19 protein-coding genes are annotated in these 22,356 nt (G+C 58.9%); 12 read left to right on the top strand and 7 right to left on the bottom strand.

Annotated elements, in window-relative coordinates; all coding sequences use genetic code 11:
• Positions 1 to 46 precede the first annotated feature (46 nt).
• The 7 genes from gcvA (at position 47) to ACLCGK_RS18710 (ending at position 11,889) form a co-directional block, all read left to right on the top strand.
• Positions 47 to 982 (top strand): transcriptional regulator GcvA, encoded by a 936-nt coding sequence (gene gcvA, locus ACLCGK_RS18740; RefSeq protein WP_410952651.1) that lies wholly within the window; start codon positions 47 to 49, stop codon positions 980 to 982.
• 213 nt (positions 983 to 1,195) lie between these two features.
• Entirely contained in the window at positions 1,196 to 3,694 is a 2,499-nt protein-coding gene (locus ACLCGK_RS18735; RefSeq protein ID WP_410952650.1) for a CoA transferase, read from the top strand.
• A 125-nt stretch (positions 3,695 to 3,819) separates the two neighbouring features.
• Positions 3,820 to 4,977: an iron-containing alcohol dehydrogenase gene (locus ACLCGK_RS18730; RefSeq protein ID WP_410952649.1), complete on the top strand. Its 1,158-nt coding sequence runs from the start codon at positions 3,820 to 3,822 to the stop codon at positions 4,975 to 4,977.
• A gap of 45 nt (positions 4,978 to 5,022) precedes the next feature.
• Positions 5,023 to 6,519: a CoA-acylating methylmalonate-semialdehyde dehydrogenase gene (locus ACLCGK_RS18725; protein WP_410952648.1), complete on the top strand. Its 1,497-nt coding sequence runs from the start codon at positions 5,023 to 5,025 to the stop codon at positions 6,517 to 6,519.
• 317 nt (positions 6,520 to 6,836) lie between these two features.
• Positions 6,837 to 8,474 (top strand): BCCT family transporter, encoded by a 1,638-nt coding sequence (locus tag ACLCGK_RS18720; protein ID WP_410952647.1) that lies wholly within the window; start codon positions 6,837 to 6,839, stop codon positions 8,472 to 8,474.
• A 436-nt stretch (positions 8,475 to 8,910) separates the two neighbouring features.
• The gene (locus tag ACLCGK_RS18715; protein WP_410952646.1) at positions 8,911 to 10,113 is read left to right on the top strand and encodes an MFS transporter; all 1,203 of its coding nucleotides are present in this window, start codon (positions 8,911 to 8,913) and stop codon (positions 10,111 to 10,113) included.
• Positions 10,114 to 10,260: 147 nt separating this feature from the next.
• Positions 10,261 to 11,889, top strand: a complete 1,629-nt coding sequence (locus tag ACLCGK_RS18710; RefSeq protein WP_410952663.1) for a mechanosensitive ion channel family protein — start codon at positions 10,261 to 10,263, stop codon at positions 11,887 to 11,889.
• Between the two features lie 192 nt (positions 11,890 to 12,081).
• Here the strand turns inward: ACLCGK_RS18710 and ACLCGK_RS18705 are convergent, their stop codons facing one another.
• The 3 genes from ACLCGK_RS18705 to ACLCGK_RS18695 are packed head-to-tail and all read right to left on the bottom strand — an operon-like array spanning position 12,082 to position 14,377.
• Positions 12,082 to 13,320 (bottom strand): MgtC/SapB family protein, encoded by a 1,239-nt coding sequence (locus ACLCGK_RS18705; RefSeq protein ID WP_410952645.1) that lies wholly within the window; start codon positions 13,318 to 13,320, stop codon positions 12,082 to 12,084.
• Positions 13,305 to 14,126, bottom strand: coding sequence for a helix-turn-helix domain-containing protein (locus tag ACLCGK_RS18700; RefSeq protein ID WP_410952644.1), 822 nt, complete (start codon positions 14,124 to 14,126; stop codon positions 13,305 to 13,307). Before ACLCGK_RS18700 ends, ACLCGK_RS18705 begins: the two co-directional genes overlap by 16 nt.
• A gap of 2 nt (positions 14,127 to 14,128) precedes the next feature.
• On the bottom strand, positions 14,129 to 14,377 hold the full coding sequence (locus tag ACLCGK_RS18695; protein ID WP_031324572.1) for a hypothetical protein: 249 nt from the start codon (positions 14,375 to 14,377) through the stop codon (positions 14,129 to 14,131).
• A gap of 372 nt (positions 14,378 to 14,749) precedes the next feature.
• Here ACLCGK_RS18695 and ACLCGK_RS18690 point away from each other — a divergent pair, with 372 nt between their 5' ends.
• Positions 14,750 to 15,676, top strand: a complete 927-nt coding sequence (locus ACLCGK_RS18690; protein WP_039612897.1) for a universal stress protein — start codon at positions 14,750 to 14,752, stop codon at positions 15,674 to 15,676.
• 27 nt (positions 15,677 to 15,703) lie between these two features.
• On the opposite strand, the gene ACLCGK_RS18685 is transcribed toward ACLCGK_RS18690, so the two are convergent.
• Complete coding sequence (locus ACLCGK_RS18685) at positions 15,704 to 16,252, bottom strand: GNAT family N-acetyltransferase (RefSeq protein ID WP_085719816.1); 549 nt, start codon at positions 16,250 to 16,252, stop codon at positions 15,704 to 15,706.
• Positions 16,253 to 16,438: 186 nt separating this feature from the next.
• Here ACLCGK_RS18685 and ACLCGK_RS18680 point away from each other — a divergent pair, with 186 nt between their 5' ends.
• The 3 genes from ACLCGK_RS18680 to ACLCGK_RS18670 are packed head-to-tail and all read left to right on the top strand — an operon-like array spanning position 16,439 to position 19,387.
• The gene (locus ACLCGK_RS18680; RefSeq protein WP_367245475.1) at positions 16,439 to 17,353 is read left to right on the top strand and encodes a universal stress protein; all 915 of its coding nucleotides are present in this window, start codon (positions 16,439 to 16,441) and stop codon (positions 17,351 to 17,353) included.
• A 2-nt stretch (positions 17,354 to 17,355) separates the two neighbouring features.
• On the top strand, positions 17,356 to 18,723 hold the full coding sequence (locus ACLCGK_RS18675; protein WP_023661504.1) for an MBL fold metallo-hydrolase RNA specificity domain-containing protein: 1,368 nt from the start codon (positions 17,356 to 17,358) through the stop codon (positions 18,721 to 18,723).
• Positions 18,724 to 18,778: 55 nt separating this feature from the next.
• The gene (locus ACLCGK_RS18670) at positions 18,779 to 19,387 is read left to right on the top strand and encodes a hypothetical protein (RefSeq protein ID WP_043935573.1); all 609 of its coding nucleotides are present in this window, start codon (positions 18,779 to 18,781) and stop codon (positions 19,385 to 19,387) included.
• A gap of 184 nt (positions 19,388 to 19,571) precedes the next feature.
• Here ACLCGK_RS18670 and ACLCGK_RS18665 read toward each other — a convergent pair whose 3' ends face one another.
• Positions 19,572 to 20,141, bottom strand: a complete 570-nt coding sequence (locus ACLCGK_RS18665; RefSeq protein WP_024086874.1) for a GNAT family N-acetyltransferase — start codon at positions 20,139 to 20,141, stop codon at positions 19,572 to 19,574.
• A gap of 57 nt (positions 20,142 to 20,198) precedes the next feature.
• Positions 20,199 to 20,657 carry a hemerythrin domain-containing protein gene (locus tag ACLCGK_RS18660; protein WP_410952643.1) on the bottom strand — a complete coding sequence of 153 codons (459 nt, stop codon included), beginning with the start codon at positions 20,655 to 20,657 and terminating at the stop codon, positions 20,199 to 20,201.
• A gap of 234 nt (positions 20,658 to 20,891) precedes the next feature.
• Between ACLCGK_RS18660 and ACLCGK_RS18655 the strand changes: the two genes are divergently transcribed.
• Entirely contained in the window at positions 20,892 to 21,623 is a 732-nt protein-coding gene (locus ACLCGK_RS18655) for a helix-turn-helix domain-containing protein (RefSeq protein ID WP_024086875.1), read from the top strand.
• Here ACLCGK_RS18655 and ACLCGK_RS18650 read toward each other — a convergent pair.
• The gene (locus ACLCGK_RS18650; RefSeq protein ID WP_015270130.1) at positions 21,598 to 22,323 is read right to left on the bottom strand and encodes a hypothetical protein; all 726 of its coding nucleotides are present in this window, start codon (positions 22,321 to 22,323) and stop codon (positions 21,598 to 21,600) included. The genes ACLCGK_RS18655 and ACLCGK_RS18650 overlap by 26 nt on opposite strands.
• Between the last annotated feature and the right edge of the window lie 33 nt (positions 22,324 to 22,356).

Here is a 22,356-nt window from a genome sequence, read left to right as displayed (position 1 = left end):
ACCATAGACCGACACGATTCCCGATTAACCTAGCGTTGGATGCGTCATGAAAAAGCGTTTACCTCCCCTGAACTGGCTTCGAGCTTTTGAGGCTTCTGCTCGGCTCCTGAATTTCACCCATGCCGCCGAAGAACTCAATCTCACGCAGGCAGCGATCAGCCAGCAGGTCAAGGCTTTGGAATCGCAGTTAGGCCAGGCGCTTTTCAAGCGTCTCCCGCGCGGGCTTGAGCTTACGGAGGCGGGAAAATCCTACTTTCCAGTCGTGAGAGAGTCGGTTGAACGCCTCGCTGCATCGACGGATGAGATCTTTGGGCAAGGGCATCGAAGTGCGCTCAGCATCCGCAGCAGCCTGGTGTTCTTCACTCATTGGATCGCCCCCCGGTTACCCCGATTCAAAGCATTGCACCCGGATGTGAGCATCCGAGTCGCGAGTAACATCTGGGTAGATGAAACAGAATTCGATGCCGACCTCGAAATCAGGTATGGACAAGGGCGCTGGCCTGGCATGAAGGCCGAGCGCCTGACGTGGGACACGCTGGTGCCGGTGTGTTCACCGGCATTGATCACTGCGCAACGTCCGTTGCAGCGTCCACAGGACCTTGCAAAGCACCCGTTGCTGCACGTGCTGGGCTATGAAGAAGGCTGGGGTTATTGGCTCAAGAGGAGCAACGCAGAGAGCGTCGACTCTTCTCAGGGGATGCAGTTCGACACCCTTATTTCGGCTTTGACGATGGCTGAACTGGGCCAGGGCGTTGCGTTGGCGCGGTCTTCATTGGTCAGGCATCTTCTGGACGAAGGCCGGCTCGTCGCCCCCCTTGGGCGCCATGTACCGACCAAGGAGGCGTTCTACCTGGTTTATTCAGCACACAGCATGGTCAATCCCGATGCGGCGGCGTTTGCCCAGTGGCTGTGCGAAGAGGCTCAGGCTTTCAAGTTCGAGCCCGGCGCGGACGAGAACGAGGACGAGGACGAGCACCCTTAGCGATAAGCAAAGTACCCGAGCAATAAAAAAAATGGCCTCTTAGGGCCATTTTTTATTGCTTTCGCGATGCCTTCGAATTTCTGAAAGTAGCAATCACATCGCAAGCCCTTGGATGGTGCAGTCGTCCAGGTGACCGGTTAGTACGAGGTCTCAATAACAACAATAACCGCGCCGACGAATCTCGTTGGCACGGGGCTACCTAGGGTTATCGTCATGGAACACTCCAACCAATTGCCTTTGCAAGGCGTCAATGTCATCGATTTCGGACAATACATCGCAGGCCCCGCAGTAGCGATGATCCTCGCTGATCTGGGAGCGACTGTCGTTCACATCGACCCGCAGGGAGGGCCTCTCTGGGATAGCCCGGCAAATGCCACGCTTAATCGCAACAAGCTGTGCATGCGGCTGGATCTGAAAACACCAGAGGGGCTGCATCAGGCTCGCGAACTCATCTCCCGTGCCGATATCGTGATTGAAAATTTCCGGCCTGGTGTCATGCCCAGGCTGGGCCTCGATTTCGCAGAGCTGCGGCGTGCTCGTCCTGAGTTGATCACGTTGTCGATTCCGGGGTTTGCCAGTGATGACGAACTGCGTGCGCAATGGCGTGCTACCGAGGCGGTGATCGCTTCGGCCTCCGGTGTGTTCACCGACATGGGTCAAAACCGCGTACTGATGGGTATCAACCCTAGTTTCTCGCCGCTTCCCTTGGCGTCTGCGTACGGCACCATGCTTGCTGTATCTTCTGTAGTGCTTGCTCTGCAGGCGCGTGAAAAGAATGGCGTTGGCGATCAGATCGAAGTTCCCTTGGCATCAGCGGTGATGGAAGGTCTGTCGTACAACTCGATCAAGATCGATGGTTACCCGCTGCGCTACAAGACCCTGCGAGAGAAGGAGAGTGAGCGTCGTCGCGCCGAGAACCTGCCGATGAACTTGAGCTATCAGGATCTGCAGGAGTTCCTCGACCCGTTCTACCGTACCTATGAATGTGCGGATGGTCGTAAATTCTACGCCGTTTGCCCATCGCATCGTGAGCATGCCAAGCGCTGTCTGCAGGCTATGGGCATCTACGAGGAAATGGTTGCCGCCGGTTTGCCCAAGGTTGATGACCCCTACCTGCCCATTGACCAGTGGGAAGGTAATGCATCGTTGGGTGTCTACCCGCTGCCTGCTGATTGGGCCGCACGCATTTCCGCGCGGATGAAAGAAGTATTCCTGACCAGGACAGCGGCGGAGTGGGAAGTCATCTTCGGTGAGGGGCGTTTCCCTGGGGCTCCGCACAGGTCGACCCAGGAGTGGCTCCATGACGAGCATTCGAATACTGCCGGGCTGATCGTTGAGGTCAATGATCGCGAGTTTGGCGTCATGAAACAGCCTGGCCCAATTGCCTGGTTGGAGGGGTGCTCAGAGCCGATGCTGAAACCTCTTTCGCGTCGCGAGGTGAGCTATGAGCAAGCGTTGGCAACACTGTCCGAGCGTTCGGCTCCTGCCTTGCCGCCTGCCAAGCTCGACAAACCTGCCGGCTGGCTTGAAGGCGTCAAGATTCTAGACCTGACCAACGTCATCGCGGGGCCCCACTCGACGTCGTTCCTGGGCCGCTTCGGGGCAGACGTCATCAAGCTCGACCCTGTCGTTCCTAACTATGATCCCTGGAATACCGTGGTCTTCGGTATGTCTTCGGCACGGGGCAAGGAAAGTGTACTGGTTGACTTGAACTCTTGCGAAGGGCGAGAGGTGTTCAATCGTCTTGTGCGGGAGGTCGATGTCATCGTCATGAACGCGCCTGATCGCCAACTGGCACCGCTGGGCCTGGATGAGGCCAGCCTTCAGGCGGTGAATCCTGGAGTGATCTTCTGCCAGCTCGATTGTTTCGGTGGCCCCCGCCGTGGCCCTCGCACCGATTATCTGGGGTATGACGATCTCATCCAGGCCACGACCGGGATCATGCTGCGTTTTGGTGGTGGCATGGAAACCCCGGAAGAACATGCCCACGTCGGTACCATCGACGTGATGTGTGGGTTTGCTGCCGCGCTGGGCGTCGCAACGGCGCTTTATCGCAAACACCACTCCGGCGAAGTCTACCGGGCGCGCACCTCTCTGGCTTCACTGGGGAATCTGGTGCAGATCCCGTTCTGCTATGACTACGCAGGTCGAGCGCCATTCAATGAACCGTCCGGGCGCGACGTGGTTGGCTACAGCGATCTTTCGCGCTTCTACAAGACGGCGGATGGCTGGATCTACCTGGATGCGTCCGAGCCAGAACTGCACAAATTCGCCGACATCAAAGAGTTCAGCGGCTTGGCGTCCGCCAGTGATCGCGCTGCCTATCTGCAAGCGGTCATTGCCCGCATGAGCAGCTCTTTCCTTCAGGAGCGTCTGCAGGCGGCCAACATCGCTGCCGCGGTGCCGGACAACATCGATCACCTGCGCAGCCAGTACAGCCGTGACGCTGATGGCCTGCCAGGTACCGAGAATGGCAGCTACTCCTTCAGCGTCTACAGCGACCATCCGAGCGGTCATCGGGTCACGCAGCTGGACCCCTACGCCATTCGCCCACGGGTAGCGCGTATTCGAGCGCTGCCACCCGCTGAGAAGTTTGGCACTTCGACTCGCAAGGTGCTGGGCCGCTACGGCTATACCGAGGCTCAGATTCAGTCACTCCTGGACGCCGGCGCAATCGGTGAATCCTGGAGTGAGGAATATCTGCCGAGCTGACTGCTGAAGGCAGGTCAAGGGGCAGGCCTTTGAAACGCCCCCTTGCTTGCCGATTGACCGATCAAGCGAACACGAGCCCGAGGCTGCTCGCGGGCGCGTTCATGCCCAGGAAATGAGATAGAGCCATGACTTACAACAGCATCCTTCCACGTATCCTGCAAACCGGTGCCGGTGCCAGCCAGCAGACTCATCAGGTACTGGCCAGCCTCGGCTGCCATAAACCACTCATCATCACTGACCGAATGATGGTTGAGTTGGGTTATGCCGGTCGTATCAGCGCAGTTCTGGCAGAACACGCAATAGAGGTCGACGTATTCTCCGACACCGTCCCCGAGCCTACCGTCGCTTCGATCCAGGCCGGCGTCGCGACCGCCAGGGAAGGGGGCTATGACAGCATCATCGCACTGGGCGGCGGAAGCCCGATCGACAGCGCCAAAGCGATCGGCATCCTGGCCAGGTTCGGCGGAGTCATGCGCGACTACAAGTTCCCGCGCAATGTCACCGAGATGGGCTTGCCGATCATTGCCATTCCAACGACTGCCGGCACTGGCTCCGAAGTCACCCGTTTCACCATCATCACCGATCAGTCGACTGACGAAAAAATGCTGTGCGTCGGCGCAGGCTTCATGCCTGTTGCGGCACTGGTCGACTATGAGCTCACTCTCTCGTTGCCGCCCCGCGTGACGGCGGACACCGGTATCGACGCGCTGACGCATGCCATCGAGGCTTACGTCAGCAAAAAAGCGAATCTGTTCAGTGATGCCCAGGCACTGGCCGCCATGCGCCTTATCGGGCCAAACCTTCGCAAGGTCTACCACGACGGGGCCGACCGTGTCGCACGGGAGGCTGTGATGCTGGGATCGACCCTGGCGGGCCTGGCATTCTCGGCGGCCTCTGTTGCCCTGGTGCATGGCATGAGTCGCCCAATTGGCGCCGCATTCCATGTGCCTCATGGTTTGTCGAACGCCATGCTGCTCCCCGAAGTGACGGCATTTTCGATCCCCGCTGCCCGTGACCGGTATGCCGACTGCGCGCGTGCAATGGGCGTCGCCACGCAAAGCGACACGGACCAATCCGCCGTGGAAAAACTGCTGGAAGAGTTGGTGGCTATCAACGAAGAACTGAATGTGCCCACCCCTGCGCAATTCGGAATCGACCGCGAGAAATTCTTCGAGCTGATGCCAACCATGGCCGCTCAGGCGCTGGCTTCCGGCTCACCTGGCAATAACCCGCGTGTGCCGACCGAGGCAGAGATGGTCGAGCTTTACCGCAGCCTTTGGTAACCCGGCACCAACGCATTATCTGAATAACAAAAAGTGGAGTTTCACATGAATACTGTCGGTCATCTGATCAACGGCGAAGTCGTTGTCGAATCCAAGCGCACCCAGGATGTTTTCAATCCCGCCACCGGCCAGGTGGCACGCCAGGTCGCCTTGGCATCGAGCCAAACGCTAGAGCACGCCATCGCGACTGCTGAAGCTGCTTTCCCGGCCTGGCGTGATACGCCGCCCATCAAGCGGGCCCGCATCATGTTCCGTTTCAAAGAGCTGCTGGAGCAGAACGCAGATGCGATCTGCAAACTCATTGGTGAAGAACACGGGAAAATTTCCCATGATGCTGCAGGCGAACTGCAGCGTGGCATCGAGAACGTCGAGTACGCCTGCGGGATCGCCGAGCTACTCAAAGGCGAACACAGCAAGAATGTCGGCCCGAACATCGATGCCTGGAGCGAATTCCAGCCGTTGGGCGTGGTTGCAGGCATCACGCCATTCAACTTCCCTGTGATGGTACCGCTGTGGATGATCCCTGTGGCCATTGCAGCGGGGAACTGCTTCATTCTCAAGCCTTCCGAACGCGACCCAAGCTCCACGCTGTTCATTGCGCAACTGCTGCACGAAGCCGGTCTGCCCAAGGGCGTGCTGAACGTGGTGAACGGGGACAAGGAGGCGGTCGACATCCTGCTGCGCGACTCGCGCATTCAGGCGGTCAGCTTCGTGGGTTCGACGCCGGTTGCCGAGTACATCTACGCCACCGCCACCGCCCACGGCAAACGCTGCCAGGCACTGGGTGGGGCCAAGAACCACGCCATCGTCATGCCAGACGCCGATATCGACAATGCGGTCAACCAACTGCTGGGGGCTGCATTCGGCTCGTCCGGTGAGCGCTGCATGGCGCTGTCGGTCGCCGTTGCGGTGGGTGACGCGGCAGCCGATGCCTTGATCGGCAAGATGAAAGAAGCCATGAAAAACCTGAAGGTGGGCGCTTACACCGACAGCAAGAACGACTTCGGCCCGGTGATCACCCGGCAGCATCAGCAAAAAGTGGTTGGCTACATCAACAGTGCTGAACAGCAGGGTGCAACCGTGGTTGTCGACGGGCGTGAGCCAAACGTTGCTGGCTACGAGGAAGGTTTCTTCGTCGGTGGCACGCTGATCGATCACGTTACCCCAGACATGCAGAGCTACAAGGAAGAGATCTTCGGGCCGGTACTGCAGGTCGTACGTGTCAACAGCATGCAGGAAGCAATGGCGCTGATCGACAAACACGAGTACGGCAATGGTACGTGCATCTTCACCCGGGACGGCGAAGCAGCACGCTATTTCTCCGACAACATCAAGGTGGGCATGGTTGGCATCAACGTTCCTTTGCCAGTGCCCGTCGCCTACCACAGCTTCGGCGGCTGGAAGCGCTCGCTGTTCGGTGATTTGCATGCATACGGGCCGGATGGTGTGAGGTTCTACACCCGACGCAAGACAGTCACCCAGCGCTGGCCATCGTCAGGTGTCCGGGAGGGCGTTGAGTTCTCCATGCCGACGATGAAGTAAGGATTGGACAAGGTGAGTGCCTGACTGCCGCCAGGCACTCATCTTTTTGTGGCAATGAGTGCCGCTCGCAGTCGTGCCGAATACCGGTGGTGTCAGTTGCGGGTTGAGGTTTATTTGGTTGTGCCGCTGAAATAATAATTAAATACAATTAGAGGCGAATATGAATAATAAGCACAATATATGTTCGGGAAAGGCTAGCGGCCTTTCATCTCTCCAAGGGACTAGATCTGTTTGAGCAGGGGCTGTAATCGTGCTTGACATATTTGTATTCAGCAGATGCCTGGTGTTGAATCGAACGTTCTGAGGAGATATGCCAAATGAGTAAGTTAAAAGATGGTGCCTCGTTGGATGGTCGTGTATTTTGGCCATCGATTGCAGTGATACTTGGCGTTACGATTCCGCTTATTGTGTTTCCCGAAGCGGGGAATGCGGTAATAAATCAGATGTTTGCGTTTGCGACCGGGAAGTTTGGTTGGCTCTACCTGGTTTCCGGTTTGATGACTGTCGTGTTCCTGCTGTGGATGGCGTTCGGGCGTTACGGCAATATTCGCCTTGGACGAAAGAGTGACGTTCCGGAGTTTTCCTATTTCAGCTGGGTCGCCATGATTTTTTGCGGCGGTATCGGCATAGCCATTGTTAACTGGGCCTGGGTTGAGCCAATTTATTATTTTAATGCCCCCCCTTTTAATGTGGCTGCTCACAGTCGTGAGGCGGCAGAGTGGGCGTTGACCTATGGTCAGTTCCACTGGGGGCTGACCCCGTGGGCATTCTACTGCTTGCCGGCCTTGCCAATTGCCTACTCGATGTATGTTCGTAGACAGCCCGGTGTGAGATTGTCGGTGGCCGCGCGTGGTGTCCTGGGCGACAAGTCGAACGGTTGGATGGGTATTACGCTTGATACCGTGGTGGTTTTCGGTATTGTTGGCGGCGTGGGCACGTCCCTTGGTTTGGCTGTGCCCCTGGTCTCGACCTTGGCCAGTGACATCTTTGGAATACAGCAGTCCTTTGTATTTGACATGTGCGTTTTGGCACTCTGGACATTGATGTTCGGCATGAGTGTCTGGTTTGGGCTGAGCAAGGGGATAAAGATACTCAGTGATATCAATGTCTATTTGGCGTTTGCGCTTCTTCTGTTCGCTGCGGTTGTTGGCCCCACCTTGCTGCTCATCAATGGTTGGGCCAACAGCCTGGGCCTGATGGTCAATAATTTCATCCACATGAGTCTGTGGACGGACCCAGTTGCAAAAGGTACGTTCCCTCAGGACTGGACAATTTTCTATTGGGCCTGGTGGATTGCCTATGCACCCATGATGGGATTGTTTGTTGCCCGTATTTCTCGAGGTCGGACAATCAAGGAACTCATCTTGGCGGAGCTTGTGTGGGGCAGCCTGGGTTGCTGGGTGTTCTTCGCTGTCTGGGGCGGCTACTCGCTTAATCTGCAGCTGACAGGCGAGCTGGATGTCAGTGCTATTCTGTCAGCACAGGGTATTCCGGCGGCAGTACTCGCCATCTTGAAAACCATGCCGTTTTCAAGTCTCGTTATTGGCGCTTTTGTTCTTCTTTGCTTTGTATTCCTGGCAACGACGCTTGATTCGGCAGCTTATGTGCTTGCGTCAGTTACATCCAATGAGCTGAGCGGTTATGAAGAACCTCAGCGCTGGCTGCGGATTGTCTGGGCGCTGTTACTGGCGGTCATTGGCATCGGGCTTCTCAAGGTCGGCGGGCTGAAAGCTGTTCAGACTTCTACCATTGTCGTCGCGCTGCCTTTGATACCTGTGCTCGGTGTGCTGACCTGGTCGTTGCTTCGCATGATTCGTGCCGACCTTAAACATGAACTTGGGTCCAGGGAAATTGTTTTGGAAGATGCGGTCGCGCTTGGAAATACGCCTGAGATTGATGCGCGCCCGGTTGGGGAGGTTGATTTCTGCGCGACGTATCCTGAGCCTAGGCGTTAAAGCCGCCATCCAAGGTACTACTTGCAAAAAACCTAGGTTTTCCTAGGTTTTTTTGCTTTTTATTCGGCAGGGTATCGTCGAGCGTGTCTGTTGGATTGGCTGATATTCGATGATTGTTTTATGTCCTGTTACTGGCACGCGCCGTAGAGGCATAAGGAAAACGCACCCTCAGAGGTGTTTTTTATTGTTTGATACTCAGGGATTTATTGAATAGTGTTGCAGGTTTTGCTCGGTGGCTGATGTGCCATTTGCGTCGCGAATCTCTCCGATATGTCGCGACTGATCAACTGTCTATCTGAGTCGTGCGTTATGTTTCGCGAACCTTCACTTTGCGTTGTTGGCCATTAGGCTTCAGGGCTTTTGATAAGCCGGGTGCGAGAGTTGGTTTGGATTTGGTGATGCATCTGACTGGATAAGAATTAGACAGGAATTTTTCATGGCGCATGTCTTGCGAGATAGCCGGTGGGTATTGTTGGGTAGTGCAGTGATATTGTCATTGTCGCTAGGGATTCGGCACGGCTTCGGGCTTTTTCTGTCGCCAATGAGTGCTCAATTTGGATGGGGACGGGAGGTCTTTTCGTTTGCGATCGCAATACAAAACCTGGTGTGGGGGTTCGCACAGCCATTCGCTGGGGCTCTGGCCGATCGATATGGTGCGGGTAAAGTCGTTGGAGTAGGGGGCGTGTTCTACGTCTTGGGCTTGGTCTGCATGAGTTTCTCCGACTCGGCGTCGACTATGATGATGAGTGCGGGCGTGCTCATCGGCATTGGCCTTTCCGGTACATCCTTCTCAGTGCTCCTGGGGGTGGTGGCACGGGCACTACCAGCTGAAAAACGAAGTACGGGAATGGGGCTTGCGAGCGCAGCGGGATCCTTTGGCCAGTTCGCGATGCTCCCCGGCTCTCTGGGGCTCATCCAAGGAATTGGCTGGGAGAACGCACTTTTGGTTCTCGCCCTGTTCGCCTCGCTCATCATCCCCCTGGTCGCTATGTTGAAAGATGCCCCGACGGAGCGAAAGCCCGGTGACCAGAGTATCGTGCAAGCGCTTCGGGCGGCGAGTTCGCATCCTGACTTCTGGCTTCTTACATTTGGATTTTTCGTTTGTGGTTTTCAGGTCGTTTTCATTGGCGTCCATTTGCCTGCGTACCTGATGGACAAGGGGCTTACTGCCCAAACGGGCACCACGGTTCTTGCACTCATTGGGCTTTTCAATATTCTGGGGACCTATACAGCCGGCTGGCTCGGCGGGCGAATGTCCAAACCGAAGCTGCTAACGGCGCTCTACCTGATGCGAGCAGCGGTCATCGTCGCCTTTGTCGCTATCCCGGTGAGTAATGTCACGGCTTACCTGTTTGGGATGGCTATGGGCTTTCTTTGGCTTTCAACCGTTCCATTGACAAATGGGGTGGTGGCTTCGGTATTTGGTGTTCGCAATCTCTCGATGCTTGGCGGACTTGTCTACCTCTTTCATCAGGTTGGCGCCTTCTTGGGCGGTTGGGTCGGGGGGGCGGCTTACGATATGACGGGGAGCTATGATTTGGTCTGGAAGACCGCGGTTGTCCTAAGCCTGATTGCTGCTGCAGTCAACTGGGCCGTGAGAGAGGCGCCGATCAGTCAATTGAGCACGAGTGCCACTTGATTGATGTCAAAGAAATTATTATCGGTCCGAAGACAGCGAGCAGGACGGCAGCAACCCGTATTTCCGCTGGTTCCTCAGCCCTGGGCAGTAAACGCTGTGCTATCACTACCTGCATGGTTTTCGCCATAGGGGCCCGGGGATTTCATGATGAAGCGCCTTTGTTGCCTGCTGTTGATTCTTTTCACCCTGCAGCCCATGGCCGGGCACGGTATCGACGTTGCAGGCAGTGCCACAGATGGCGTGCCCGGTGAACCGGCCGAGCTGACCATCGCCAATCGCAGCATCTTCATCTTCCACGCCACCTTGCTGGGGGAAACGCCGGCGGCGCGGGTGCAACGGGCCACAGCCGTGATCGACGAGGCCTTGCGCGGGACTGATGAGCTGAAGGTCAGCGTCGACCCCATCCTGAATAGCCACTTGGTGCTATTGGGAGGGCGGCGTGCCTTCATCATTGCGCCGCAGGACCAGGGCCTGGCTGGTGGCGATACTCGCGAAGCCGCCGAGCAGGCAGCCGCTATGCTGCGCCTGGTGGTCGACGAGACCGGTCAGGCCCGCAGCCTGCGCTTTCTGCTCAAGGCAGCAGGCTACTCGGTGCTGGCCACGTTGATCTACGTGGTGCTCATCAAGGGCACCAACCTGGCTCGGCGCAAGCTCCAAGGCCTGTTGCCGCAGCTGATGCGCGAGCGCGCCCGGCAGATACGGCTCGGGCAGATGCCGCTGTTGGACATGCAGCTGGTCTACACCGTGATCGAACGCCTGTTGCGGCTGCTGCACTGGGGCGTAGTACTGTTGCTGAGCTACCAGTGGCTGAGCTTCGTGCTGTCGCAATTCCCCTACACCCGGCCTTGGGGGGAAAGCCTCAACGTCCACTTGATCGACCTGTTACGTTATCTGCTCGACGGCATTTTGCAGGCAATTCCCGGCATCGCCGTGGCCATCATCATTTTTTTCATCGCCCGCGGTATCAGTGGCTTCAGTCGGCGCCTGCTGGAGCGCATGGCCCGGCCGGGCACCCTCAAGTGGCTGACCGAGGAAACCCTGCAGCCAACCACACGCCTGACCTCGCTTGCCATCTGGCTGTTCGCCCTGGTGATGGCGTACCCGTACCTGCCGGGTTCCGGCACCGACGCCTTCAAGGGGCTGTCGGTGCTGCTCGGGCTGATGATTTCTCTCGGCGCCTCCAGCATTGTCGGGCAGGCGGCAGCGGGCCTGATCCTGACCTATTCACGCACCTTGAAGGCTGGCGAGTATGTGCGGGTAGGTGACCACGAGGGCACGGTGACCGAAGTCGGCATGTTCAACACCACGATCCGCACTGGACTGGGCGAAGTGTTGACCATGCCCAACTCGATGATCACCGGCTCGGTGACACGCAATTTTTCACGTGTTGTACAGGGGCAGGGCTACATCGTCGATACTGTGGTCACCATCGGTTACGACACGCCGTGGCGCCAAGTGGAAGCGATGCTGGTGGAGGCGGCCAAGCGTACCGACGGCATACTGGAAAAACCCAGGCCGCAGGTGTTTCAGACCGGGCTTTCGGATTTCTACCCCGAGTATCGCCTGGTGGCGCAGGCGGTGCCGAGTGAGCCACGGCCACGGGCAGAACTGCTGAGCCTGTTGCACGGCAACATTCAGGATGTGTTCAACGAGTACGGGGTGCAGATCATGTCGCCGCATTACCTGGGCGACCCCGCGCAGGAAAAGTGGGTGCCGCACGAGCGCTGGTTCACGGCACCTGCGCGGAAACCTGAGGTTGGCCAGCCGGGGGAATAGCGTCATAACCGGCGATCACGGGGTCGCCATGCTGCCGACGGTGCTCCAGTGGCGTCATGTCGAACCAGCACAGATGGGCGCGGCACCAACTCTTGAGCAAGGTTGATTGGATATATCGTGGTCATGGTCCCTGTAGCTCATCAGTTCCTCAAGCTTGTCCTCATCCAGGGGGTAGAGGTTGCCGATACAACCTCATATCAAAAGCCCCAGCCACATTGCACCGAGGATGACCAGTTGGCCGGGAACAAGGTATCTCCCGAAGCTGCAGCCGCCGCTACCGAGGGACAGAATACATTTGGTCAAGGTATTGCCGGTCAATGCCAGTAAACCGGGTACTACCAGGCCATCTACACCGAGTCTACCGGCAACGACCAGGGAGGCGACCGACGCTGTCGCTACGTGAGCATCGGCCAATCCGCTGATGAAAGCCGCGATACTGACCCCGTTGTGGCCCAGATGGTGAAGTAGAAATGCACAGAACAAGGCGATTCCGGTCAGCGCGACGGTGATGATCAGGGCTGTGAAGAGATCGAAGGCACCATCGCCCTGATGCGCTGTTGAAGTGCCTTGGTCGCTACGCCAGGGGGCAAGCAACAAAGTGCCGTAAACCACCGTACCCACCGTACCGAGCCCGATCGAGGCCACGAAAGGCTTCAACAGGTGTCGGTCGACGATGCCTAGCACCAGGGCGAATTGCGCGATGCTGGCGAGGTTCGACAGTACGGCAGCGGCGGCCAAGGGCCTCACGGCTGTGACTTGCCGACGTGCCTCATGGGCAAGCAGCGCAATGGTTGCCGTGCCGGAGGCGAAACCTGAGGCGATCGCGCTCAGGGGCAAGCCGTAGCGTGGGCCCACCAGACGCAAGGCGATATGCCCCAGTGCACCGACGGTCATCAGCAGGACGACCAGCGTACAGATGGTGCGAGGGTTGAGTGCGCCATACGGCCCCATGAACCTGTCCGGTGTCAACGGTAGCACCACCAGCGCTACCGTCAGCAGCATCAAACCATCGCGCAGCTCTTCCTCGCTCAGCTGCTGGAGCACGAAATGGTGCAGCTCGCGGCGCAGTGCCAGCAGCACGGTCAGCACCACGCCGACCGCCGTGGCAAGTTCTGGCTCGTCAAGGCTCAGTGCGCCCAGCGTCAGCACCAGTAGCAGGGCGATTTCGCTGGTGACTTCGGGGTCTTTGTCGGCGTGTTTGCGGTAATGCATGCACAGCATCAGAACCAGGCCCAGGCTGGCGACCCCGACCAGCACCGGCCCGGCCAGCAACATGCTGACGTAGCCCAGCAGGGCGGTGATGGCGAAGGTCCTAAGGCCAGCAGCGGCATGATCTTCATTGCGGCCTTTCTTGCGCTCGCGCTCAAGCCCCACCAGCATGCCGATGCCCAGCGCGACGGCACCGTGGCTGACATTTACCGCGTCGAGCATGGCGCCTTCGGGGTGTCCTTGGGGCTGACTTCCGCGCCGCCTTGCTCAAGGGCTATCAAGGCTGGCAGATCGAGTATCTCGACAAGCCTGCCACGCATGCTGACGATGCCCAGCGCGCGCATGCGGGCGACTGAGCGACACACGGTTTCCAGGCGCAGGCCCAGGTACGAAGCCATGTCTTCCCGGGACATGCGCAGCATGAAGCCGTGGGCAGAGTAGCCGCGGCTGACGAAGCGCTGTGACAACCCAACCAGGAAGCTTGCCAGGCGCTGTTCGGCTGTGAGGTTGCACAGCATCAGCACCCGCTCATGCTCACGCACGATTTCTCGGCTCATCAAACGGTTCAGGCTTTGCTGCAGGACGGGAAAGTCACGCGCCAATGCCTGCAGCCGGCGATAGGGGACAGGGCACACCTCGCTGTCTTCCAGGGCAATGGCATCGCATACGTGATGTTCGGTGGCGATGGCGTCGAGCCCAAGTACATCGCCCGGCATCCAGAAATTGATCACCACTCCCTGGCCTTCGGCGCTGTTCAGGCTGGTCTTGAAGCTGCCACAGCGCACGGCATAAAGCGTCGTCAGCGGATCGTTGGCGTTGAACAGCGCGGCGTCTTTGCGAATGCGCATGCGCGGGCCGATCAGTGCGCCCAGGCAACTGTTGTCATGCACGGGTAGACCGGTGGGCAGGCACAGCCCGCTGACACGGCACTCTGTGCACAGGGTCGTCAGCGGTTTCAGGCGAATCGGTGTTGCCGGGCTCGACGCTGCAGGTTGGTCGAGCAAGGTCACTTTCAGTAGGCCAGTCATTTTCAGGCCTCCTTCGCGCATCGGAGACCTGCCTGGGCTGCCATCCCTGCATTGGTTTTGCCAACGCTGCCCATACCTGGGCGTGGTGACCAGTCGGCGAGCATGTCCCGCGAGTGGGGCGCGTTGAGGCGCGCATTCAACCGGTCGACAAAGGCTTGCGCTTCGGCGGACGTAACGAAGCTCACCCGGCAGTCGTCCATGCGGACCCACCAGCGGTTCTGCTGAGGGCTATTTTCGACGTAGATGTTCATGGAAGCCTCCAAAAGCATGCATGAGCAAACCAACTGCAAATCCATGCGAAAACGAAGGCATCCCTGCCGGCAACAGGGGTGTTCAGGGCGTGATGGCCATTTTCATCGCACTATCGCGCCGGTTGGCGAACGACCATAGGCGACACTCGATGGTTTTCATGAGCGCCATGGCAAGCCTCCGGGGCATTCGATGATTGTTGTTGGTGTAGGGTCAGATTGCGCCGTTAACGGCCAGGATCTTTGACCAGCATCAAATTTCCGCGCAGCGGGCGTTGCCGTTTGTCCGCCCAGTGGTTCAGTTGATAAACATCAAATCTGCCAGGTGCGGGTGATGGATGATCCAGAAACACTTCCCAACCGCTGAGGTGCGCCATGGACAACCCGCAAAGACTCCTGCTGATCGCCTCGCCGCTGATGCGGCGCACCCCGGTCTACGACCGTGCGGCTGCGCTGGCCAAGGCCAAGGGCATGGCCCTGCATATCGTTGCTTTCGACTATCTCGAAGGCCTTGCCACGGCGGGCCTGGTCAACGACCAGGCACTGGCTGTGATGCGTGAAGGTTATGTACAGCAACACCGTGGATGGCTTGAAACCCAAGCGCTTTCGATGCGCCGTAACGGGGTCACGGTCACCACCGAAGTGGTATGGGTGCAGCATCCGCTGGACGAGATCCTCGTCCACCTGCGCGAGCAGCCGTTCGCCATGCTGATCAAGGCCTTCGAGCATGAGCCCTGGTGGGCGCGGGCGATGTTCACCTCGCTCGACATTCAGTTGCTGCGGGAAACCCGCATCCCCCTGCACCTGGTGCATCAGGCCAGCCACGCGCTGCCGCGCAAGATTCTGGCTGCCGTGGACCTGTCCCGCCCCGAGGACCAGTTTGAGGGGTTCAACGACCAGATCATCAGTGAAGCGCTGAAACTGGCATTACAGTGCAACGCCCAGATCGAACTGCTATATGCCTACGACCTGGGGTCCATGTACCTGGACTCAGGCGGCAGCCGCGAGCATTCGTTTCTGTTCGACTCCAACCTCGCCCAGACACTGCATGAGGCGCAAAGCGAGGCATTCCAGGCACTGGCCGAACGTAACGGTATCGCCGCCGAACACCGCCACCTGCGGCTGGGAGACCCGGCCAAGGTGCTGGCGCTGTTCATGGACAACAATGATATCGATGTGCTGGTCATGGGCAGTTACCACCATCGCGGCATTGGCTGGTTCATCGGTAGCACTGCGGAGCGGGTATTGCATCGGTTGTCCAGCAGCGTGCTGGTGATATCACCAGAGCATTCCCAAGGCTGAGAGACAAGGCCCGAAAGGGCCTTGCTTTCAGGCGTGAAGATCGAGTTCGTGAAGGATTTCGCTGACATCGCCACCCAGGTAGCGGGAGGTGAACCCCAGGGTCTTGGTCAGCCGGTGCATGGCGTAGTTGTTCGCCAGGTCCCTGGAGATCATGCAGTGGAAGCCATTGCGCTTCGCGGCCGCGATCAGGTGCTGCATCAGCAGCCGGCCCAGCCCCTTGCGTTGCCATTCTTCATTTACGGCTACCGCGCATTCGCACTGGAGGCTGCCGGGAACACTGGCATACCGGCTGACCCCGATCTGGCGCAACTGGCCATCTGCATGGACCAGGGCAACGTAGGCTTCGCACTGGTGATGATCCACTGGCATATGCTGCGCATCCAGGCTCGGCACACCGCCACTGAGCCCTGCGATGAAGCGGAAACGCCGGGCCTCGTAGGCGATCGTGCTGAGAAAGCGGCGGTCCCTTTCGCGGTCTTCCTCGCGCAGGGGGCGGATCAGTACGGCAGAGCCATCAGAAAGCTTGTCGATCCAATGCTCGCACGCGTCTGGCTTTTCAGTCTGCTGCCTGTTCATGTCGCCTCCCGGTCACCTGGTCGATGCTTGCCAGAGCTGTTGTACCGTGCTGGGCGGCGCCGGTTCTGACAATCGTCAAGTTCCGGCTCGGATGGTGGTTTTCTGATCTGCATCAAGCGCGAACAGGCCTGCTTTCGGACAATCGCCTACATCATCACGCCAGCCGCGCAAGCCCGGAGGTTCGCCATGGGTCAATATCGACAACTGCTGGTGCTGCTCACCGAGCTCGATCCGCATTCGGCCGCGCTGCGCCGGGCCCTGGCGCTGGCGCATGTCAGTGGTGCCAGTGTGCATGTACTGGGCTTGTTCGAACCGACGCAGGAGCACCTGCTGCGCGAAGAGCGATTGAACGAGGCCGATATCCAGCGTCAGTTCGACCAGTACCGTTTGCGGCTGGCGGGGTTGGTCGAGCGCCACCGTGGCAGCGGCATCGCTTTGACGGTCGACGCCTTGCAGGCAGATGACATCCGCAGCCAGGCCATCGACTACATCAGCGAACTGCACCCCGATATGGTCATCAAGGACAGCGAAGTGACGCCAACCATGGTGCGCCTGTTCAGCACGCCCCTGGATTGCGCGTTGATGCGGGGCTTGAAGGGCATCACGCACTTCGTACCGGAGGCGGCGGTGTCGCTGCCCCGGCGCGTGCTGGTCGCCGTGGACACCTCCTTCAGCGAAACCCCCGAGGACCAGGCGTCCTTCAACCGCAGGCTGATTCGTGCAGCGCAGGCGCTGGCACTGCAATGCGATGCACAGCTGCACCTGCTCTCGGCCTACAACCTGGCGGGCGTGTTCGCCTCGGACATGAACGTTACCCAGGCGTGGATCGATGAGATGCGCAATGCCTTGAAGGAGCCGTTCGACACCTTGGCGGATGCCGAGGGGGTCCCGGCCGATTGCCGCCACTTCCTGGAAGGTGGCCCGGTTCAGGTGATTCGCGAGCAAGTCGCTGTGCTGGATATCGACGCGGTGGTCATGGGCGTCGTGCAGCCAAAGGGCCTGGACAAACTGCTCGGCGACACCACAGAACGCATCGTCAGCCGCCCGCCGTGCAGCGTCCTTGCGGTTCACCCTCAAGCGGCCGAAACCTTGGAGCCCTAGCCATGCAACTGACATTCCTCGGTGGTACCGGGACCGTGACGGGCAGCAAGTTCCTGTTGACCCGCGACAGCAGCCGCGTGCTGATCGACTGTGGGCTGTTCCAAGGCTACAAGCAACTGCGCCTGCGCAACTGGGAACCGCTATCGGCGGCGCTGCGCGCGCTCGATGCCGTGGTGCTGACCCACGCCCACCTCGACCACAGCGGTTATCTTCCGGTGCTCGCGAAGGAAGGCTATACCGGGCCGATCTACGCAACACCGGCCACCTGTGCCTTGGCCGAAATCCTGTTGCTCGACAGTGCCCGGCTGCAAGAAGAGCAGGCAGAGCATGCCAACCGGCACGGCTACTCGAAGCATTCGCCGGCACGCCCGCTTTACACCGAACAGGATGCAAAGCGTGCCTTGGCATTGTTGCGCCCTGTGGAGTTGCATCACCCGACCATGATTGCGCCGGGGATGGAGCTGCTGTTGCGCACGGCTGGGCACATACTCGGCGCGGCGACGGTACAGATCAAGGTCGACGGCCAGACCTTGGTCTTCTCTGGCGACCTGGGCCGGCCACAAGACCCGATCATGCGCGCGCCGGAACTGATCAGGACGGCAGACGTGCTGCTGGTGGAGTCCACCTATGGCGATCGCCAGCATCCAAGCGAATCGACCGAGCAGTTTCTGGCCCAGGTCATCAACCAGACTCTCCTGCGCCACGGCATCACCTTGGTGCCCTCATTCGCGGTTGGCCGGGCCCAGTTGCTGATGTATTACCTGTACAAGCTCAAGCGCGATGGCCTGATACCCGACATTCCGGTCTACCTCAACAGCCCGATGGCCACAGACGCAACCACCCTTTACCAGCAGTTCCGGAGCGAGCATCGCCTGACGTTGGCGGAATGCGCCGAGATGTGCAGGGGCACGCATATCATCCGTACCGTCGATGAATCCCGGCATCTGGATCAGCTGCGTGAGCCCGCGGTCATTATCGCCGCCAGTGGCATGGCGACCGGTGGACGAGTCCTGCACCATCTCAAGGCGCTGGCCCCCAACCCACGCAACAGCATTCTGTTCTCTGGTTTCCAGGCCGGTGGTACGCGCGGTGCCGACATCGTCGCCGGTGCGCGCAGTGTCCGCCTGCACGGTGAAGACGTGCCGATCCGGGCCCAGGTGCATGCGATGGATAATCTCTCTGCGCACGCCGATGCCGACGAGATCATGGAGTGGTTGCGCGGTTTCGCCCGCCCGCCACGCCAGACCTATGTCATCCATGGTGAGCCGCACGCCGCCGACACGTTGCGGCGGCGGATCAGCATCGAGCTCGGTTGGCAGGTGTACGTACCCGAGTACCACGAAACGGTTGCTATTGACCCAGTGCGCTAGCCTGGGCCGGGAGGCTGTCATGGATACACAAGCAAGGGCGAAACTCCGGGCCTGGATGCATCGGCCACGGGGTAGCCTGGGGTTTATCGTGGCAATCTTCGCACTGCTCGTCGTGGTCGCTGCCTACCGGTCGTTGAACCCGAACTGGCGCCTGCCGATGCAACATCCACTTATGCTTCTGGCCTTGCTCGCCCTGTGCGTGGCGTTGGGGTGGGTGGTGCAGCGGGGCGTGAAACGCACGGTAGGCAAGACCATATTCAACGGCCAGGCCACGGGCTGGCAGGCTCGGCTTGCCTTCCTGCGCTCGGTCACCCAGGAGTCGAACGTGCTCTTGGGCATGTTGCTGTTCCTGGCGTTGCTCGCTGGCGGCACGGTTTGGCTGGCGGGGCGCTCGGTGGACCGAATCGTGGAGAATTGCACAGACAGCCTGCAGGCCCGGGTGAACACCCCTGAGGATGAAAAGCTCACGGCATTGGTCGGCAAGCCGGTGTGTACCTGCCTGGCGCAGACGTTTCTCGACCGTAATGGGGTGATACGCCTGGCCTTGTTCGAAACGCCGATGCGGGAAGTGAGCGCATACAAGGCGTTGACGGCAGACGATGAACAGCGCTGCCTCGAGCAGTTCGACCTGCTGCCTGAAGAGGCCCGGGCGACGCTGCCTTGAATGTTAGTAGTGCTTGCCAGTAGCTGGAACGACAGGCGCCCGTCGCGGCGCGGGAGGTTTCCATGTCGCATGATCTTGCTCCTTGTTCACGGATACCTCCTCGTGCGGATAGGGCCGGAGGTCGTGGGGCTTGCAGCGGGCGGGGCAGCACGGTGGCTGCCCCAGGCGCTGGCGCAGCGGCGCTTCAGGTCAGGTTGAGGCGATGGATGACCTGGGCCGGATCCTCCGGATCGGTGCTGGTGGTGAATCCTGCCGCCTTGGCCAGGTCGCGCATCGCCAGGTTGGCGGCTGAGTCGATCGAGTACATCTGCCGCAGGCCCTTTGCCCGGGCATGATCGGTCAGGTGCTTGAGCAGCAGGCGGCCCAGGCCATGGTGCTGCCAGCTGTCGAGTACTGTCACGGCGCATTCGCATTCATCCTTGCCGGCAATGGCGGCATAACGCGATATGCCCACCTCCTGCAGCTCGCCGTCCACATGGGCGAGGGCGACATAAGCCGCTTGTCGGTCCTGGTCGACCGCCATCAACTGGTCGAGCATCGCCTCACCGGGCTCTTTGATCTGGCACAGGAAGCGAAAATGCCGCGACTGCGGTGACAGCCGTTCGATGAAGGCCCTCTCGCGCTCCCGGTCCTTGGCTTGCAGCGGCCTGATCAGTACATGGGTGCCATTGTCGAGGGCTTCGATCCAATGTTCGCCCGCAGGCTTGGGAAACGAGGGCGCGGTATGTTGACGGGAAGTATCAGCAGAAGCCATGGCAGTATCCTCGTGTGATTGAGATGGGGCGGTTGGGCGCTTGAATTTGCACTCCAGTTAATGCCATTGATTTTTTATTTCCAGCCATTGACTGTTTGAAAGCCATTTGTCTGCAGCTGGAAAGAATATGTTTTCCTCCGACTCCATGTGGTCGTAATATTTTTCGATATAGTCATCGACAGTGTCAGCGATTACTTTCGTGTCTTTTGTCGTAGCCGCTAATGTCTTCAATTGCCCGGCAATGCGCGCAAATGCCTGGTGATCTCGCTCGATATCCAGGATCCGCGGGTGGATCGGCGCCTCCGTGGCCAGCAAGGCTCGCCGAATGATTTCTTCATTCTCATGGTGGTGCCGCTCTGCATTGCTGTGCAAGGCCTCCAACATTTCGAACAAAAGCTTACAGTCATCAGTGGCATCGGGTTCATGCTTTAGCTTTTTCAGCAACTTCCTGATCTGGCTTATCTTATTGCCCATGTCATGATGATAGGCGTGAAGTTCGTTCAGTAAGGTATTCATGACACATCCTCTTCACGTTACCAGACAATGCAGATTTATAAGGCCCAAGGGCCTTCAGACAGGAACACGGGTTGAAGGCTGTCTAAGTCGAGCATGAGGGCAGCGCATTGGCCTGACTTGATCTTGATCAAGCTTTAGTGGGGCACAGCCATGACCCTTGGTCAGTTGCCTCAGAAACTTCGGGCGAAGCGGCTAGCGTTTATAGAGCCCGCAAGAAAAAGCGGAGACATCGTCATGTCAGGCCCTGAAGATATGGGTATAAAGCCCCAGGTAAAGTGCCTTGCGTGCTCTTTGAGCCGACTTTGCCTGCCCGCCAGCCTAAGCGTCGATGAAGTGGAAAAGCTGGAGCGTATCATTCGCCGTAACCGCCCTTTGAAGAGGGGCGAGTATCTGTTCAAGGCCGATGAGCCCATGGAGCATGTGTTTGCCCTGCGCTCAGGGGTCATCAAGAATTTTCTGATTGATACCGAGGGCAACGAGCGGGTCACCGGCTTCGTTCTGCCGGGCGAAATCTTGGGGCTGGACGCTATCGGGGCAAGTCATTATCGGAGCTATGCGTTGGCGCTGGACGTTTCGCTGGTCTGCTCGATCCGGCTGGACCAGTTGGTTGATCTGTCGGGGCAGATACCCGGATTGCGCTATCAATTGTTGCACATGCTCAGCCTGGGTATTCAAGGCAAGGACGAACACCTGCGCTGCTGCCACGGGCGAGCCGAGCAGCGCCTTTCGCTTTTCCTGTTGGGCATGGCGGCGCGTTATCAAGAAAGAGGTTTGCGTGCAGACGTCCTTAATCTGCCCATGTCGCGAGGAGATATCGCAAACTACCTGGACCTTACCCTGGAAACTGTCTCCCGGCTGTTCAGCCGGTTCAATCAGGCTGGGCTCCTGCAATGCGTTGGCCGGGAAGTCCGACTCATCGATCAACAGGGCCTGCTCAAGCTCAGTCGGATGGAGGAGCCGAATTGAGGGCCTCGAGAATCCTGTCATAACGTTGCACAGGCCCATTCAGAGGAAATTGACAATTCCAGGATGGACGCGACACATGGTCTGCCCGCAACCAGATACGCTGTATCGGGACCCCCTTTTGCCAACAGATGCGCGCGGCATGCCTTGCCACCAAGGATGGCGCGCAGCAGTAGACAGTGTCCGGCTTGAAATCCTCCAGCTGTTCAGTCAGTTGACTCCAAACGCTTCTGCTGTTGCGCGGCACCGAGGTAAACGCTGAGATCCATGGCTTACATTCAGCGGGCAGTTGCTCCTGCTCAAAGCTTTCGTGCAACAGCCTCACCTCTACCCAAGGTAGCCAACAGCGAACCTCATCCAGTGTGCAAAGTAGCGCCAAAACCCCCTCGCCGTGAGTGATAGCCAGCAGTCGCACACTCTGCAAGGGCACCGGCCAGGCGCTGCCCAGAGGGCCTGAGTACTCCAGCAGATCTCCGACCTTCAATGCCAGGACGCTGCGGGTGGCGACCATGAACCGACCTGCTGCGCCAGGCATGCTGATGTAGTTGCAGGTCCAGCGCTGGGTTTGATTCGCCAGTTGGCAATACTGGCCTGGCATCGCCTCGCTGCGTTGCGGGTTGCACAGCATCAGGCGAAGGTACTGTATGCCGGGCCCCGGCAATGTTTCCAGCAAACGGACACACTCACTGTCATCCTGGTCCATATGCGCCTCGAACAGGTTTGGGCGGGCCACGTT

This window comes from Pseudomonas sp. S1(2024) (genome assembly GCF_046557535.1).
Note: the sequence above shows the minus strand (reverse complement) of the source record. Positions and strands in the feature narration are given on the sequence as shown.

What these genes read in the sequence shown, in the direction of transcription:
- ACLCGK_RS18720 (WP_410952647.1), top strand. Translation starts at nt 6,837, where the DNA reads ATGAGTAAGTTAAAAGATGGTGCCTCGTTGGATGGTCGTGTATTTTGG.
- ACLCGK_RS18655 (WP_024086875.1), top strand. Translation starts at nt 20,892, where the DNA reads ATGTCAGGCCCTGAAGATATGGGTATAAAGCCCCAGGTAAAGTGCCTT.
- ACLCGK_RS18660 (WP_410952643.1), bottom strand. Translation starts at nt 20,657, where the DNA reads ATGAATACCTTACTGAACGAACTTCACGCCTATCATCATGACATGGGC.
- ACLCGK_RS18705 (WP_410952645.1), bottom strand. Translation starts at nt 13,320, where the DNA reads ATGCTCGACGCGGTAAATGTCAGCCACGGTGCCGTCGCGCTGGGCATC.
- ACLCGK_RS18700 (WP_410952644.1), bottom strand. Translation starts at nt 14,126, where the DNA reads ATGACTGGCCTACTGAAAGTGACCTTGCTCGACCAACCTGCAGCGTCG.
- ACLCGK_RS18675 (WP_023661504.1), top strand. Translation starts at nt 17,356, where the DNA reads ATGCAACTGACATTCCTCGGTGGTACCGGGACCGTGACGGGCAGCAAG.
- ACLCGK_RS18650 (WP_015270130.1), bottom strand. Translation starts at nt 22,323, where the DNA reads ATGGACCAGGATGACAGTGAGTGTGTCCGTTTGCTGGAAACATTGCCG.
- ACLCGK_RS18665 (WP_024086874.1), bottom strand. Translation starts at nt 20,141, where the DNA reads ATGGCTTCTGCTGATACTTCCCGTCAACATACCGCGCCCTCGTTTCCC.
- ACLCGK_RS18730 (WP_410952649.1), top strand. Translation starts at nt 3,820, where the DNA reads ATGACTTACAACAGCATCCTTCCACGTATCCTGCAAACCGGTGCCGGT.
- ACLCGK_RS18735 (WP_410952650.1), top strand. Translation starts at nt 1,196, where the DNA reads ATGGAACACTCCAACCAATTGCCTTTGCAAGGCGTCAATGTCATCGAT.
- ACLCGK_RS18685 (WP_085719816.1), bottom strand. Translation starts at nt 16,252, where the DNA reads ATGAACAGGCAGCAGACTGAAAAGCCAGACGCGTGCGAGCATTGGATC.
- ACLCGK_RS18725 (WP_410952648.1), top strand. Translation starts at nt 5,023, where the DNA reads ATGAATACTGTCGGTCATCTGATCAACGGCGAAGTCGTTGTCGAATCC.
- ACLCGK_RS18695 (WP_031324572.1), bottom strand. Translation starts at nt 14,377, where the DNA reads ATGAACATCTACGTCGAAAATAGCCCTCAGCAGAACCGCTGGTGGGTC.
- ACLCGK_RS18715 (WP_410952646.1), top strand. Translation starts at nt 8,911, where the DNA reads ATGGCGCATGTCTTGCGAGATAGCCGGTGGGTATTGTTGGGTAGTGCA.
- gcvA (WP_410952651.1), top strand. Translation starts at nt 47, where the DNA reads ATGAAAAAGCGTTTACCTCCCCTGAACTGGCTTCGAGCTTTTGAGGCT.
- ACLCGK_RS18690 (WP_039612897.1), top strand. Translation starts at nt 14,750, where the DNA reads ATGGACAACCCGCAAAGACTCCTGCTGATCGCCTCGCCGCTGATGCGG.
- ACLCGK_RS18670 (WP_043935573.1), top strand. Translation starts at nt 18,779, where the DNA reads ATGCATCGGCCACGGGGTAGCCTGGGGTTTATCGTGGCAATCTTCGCA.
- ACLCGK_RS18710 (WP_410952663.1), top strand. Translation starts at nt 10,261, where the DNA reads ATGAAGCGCCTTTGTTGCCTGCTGTTGATTCTTTTCACCCTGCAGCCC.
- ACLCGK_RS18680 (WP_367245475.1), top strand. Translation starts at nt 16,439, where the DNA reads ATGGGTCAATATCGACAACTGCTGGTGCTGCTCACCGAGCTCGATCCG.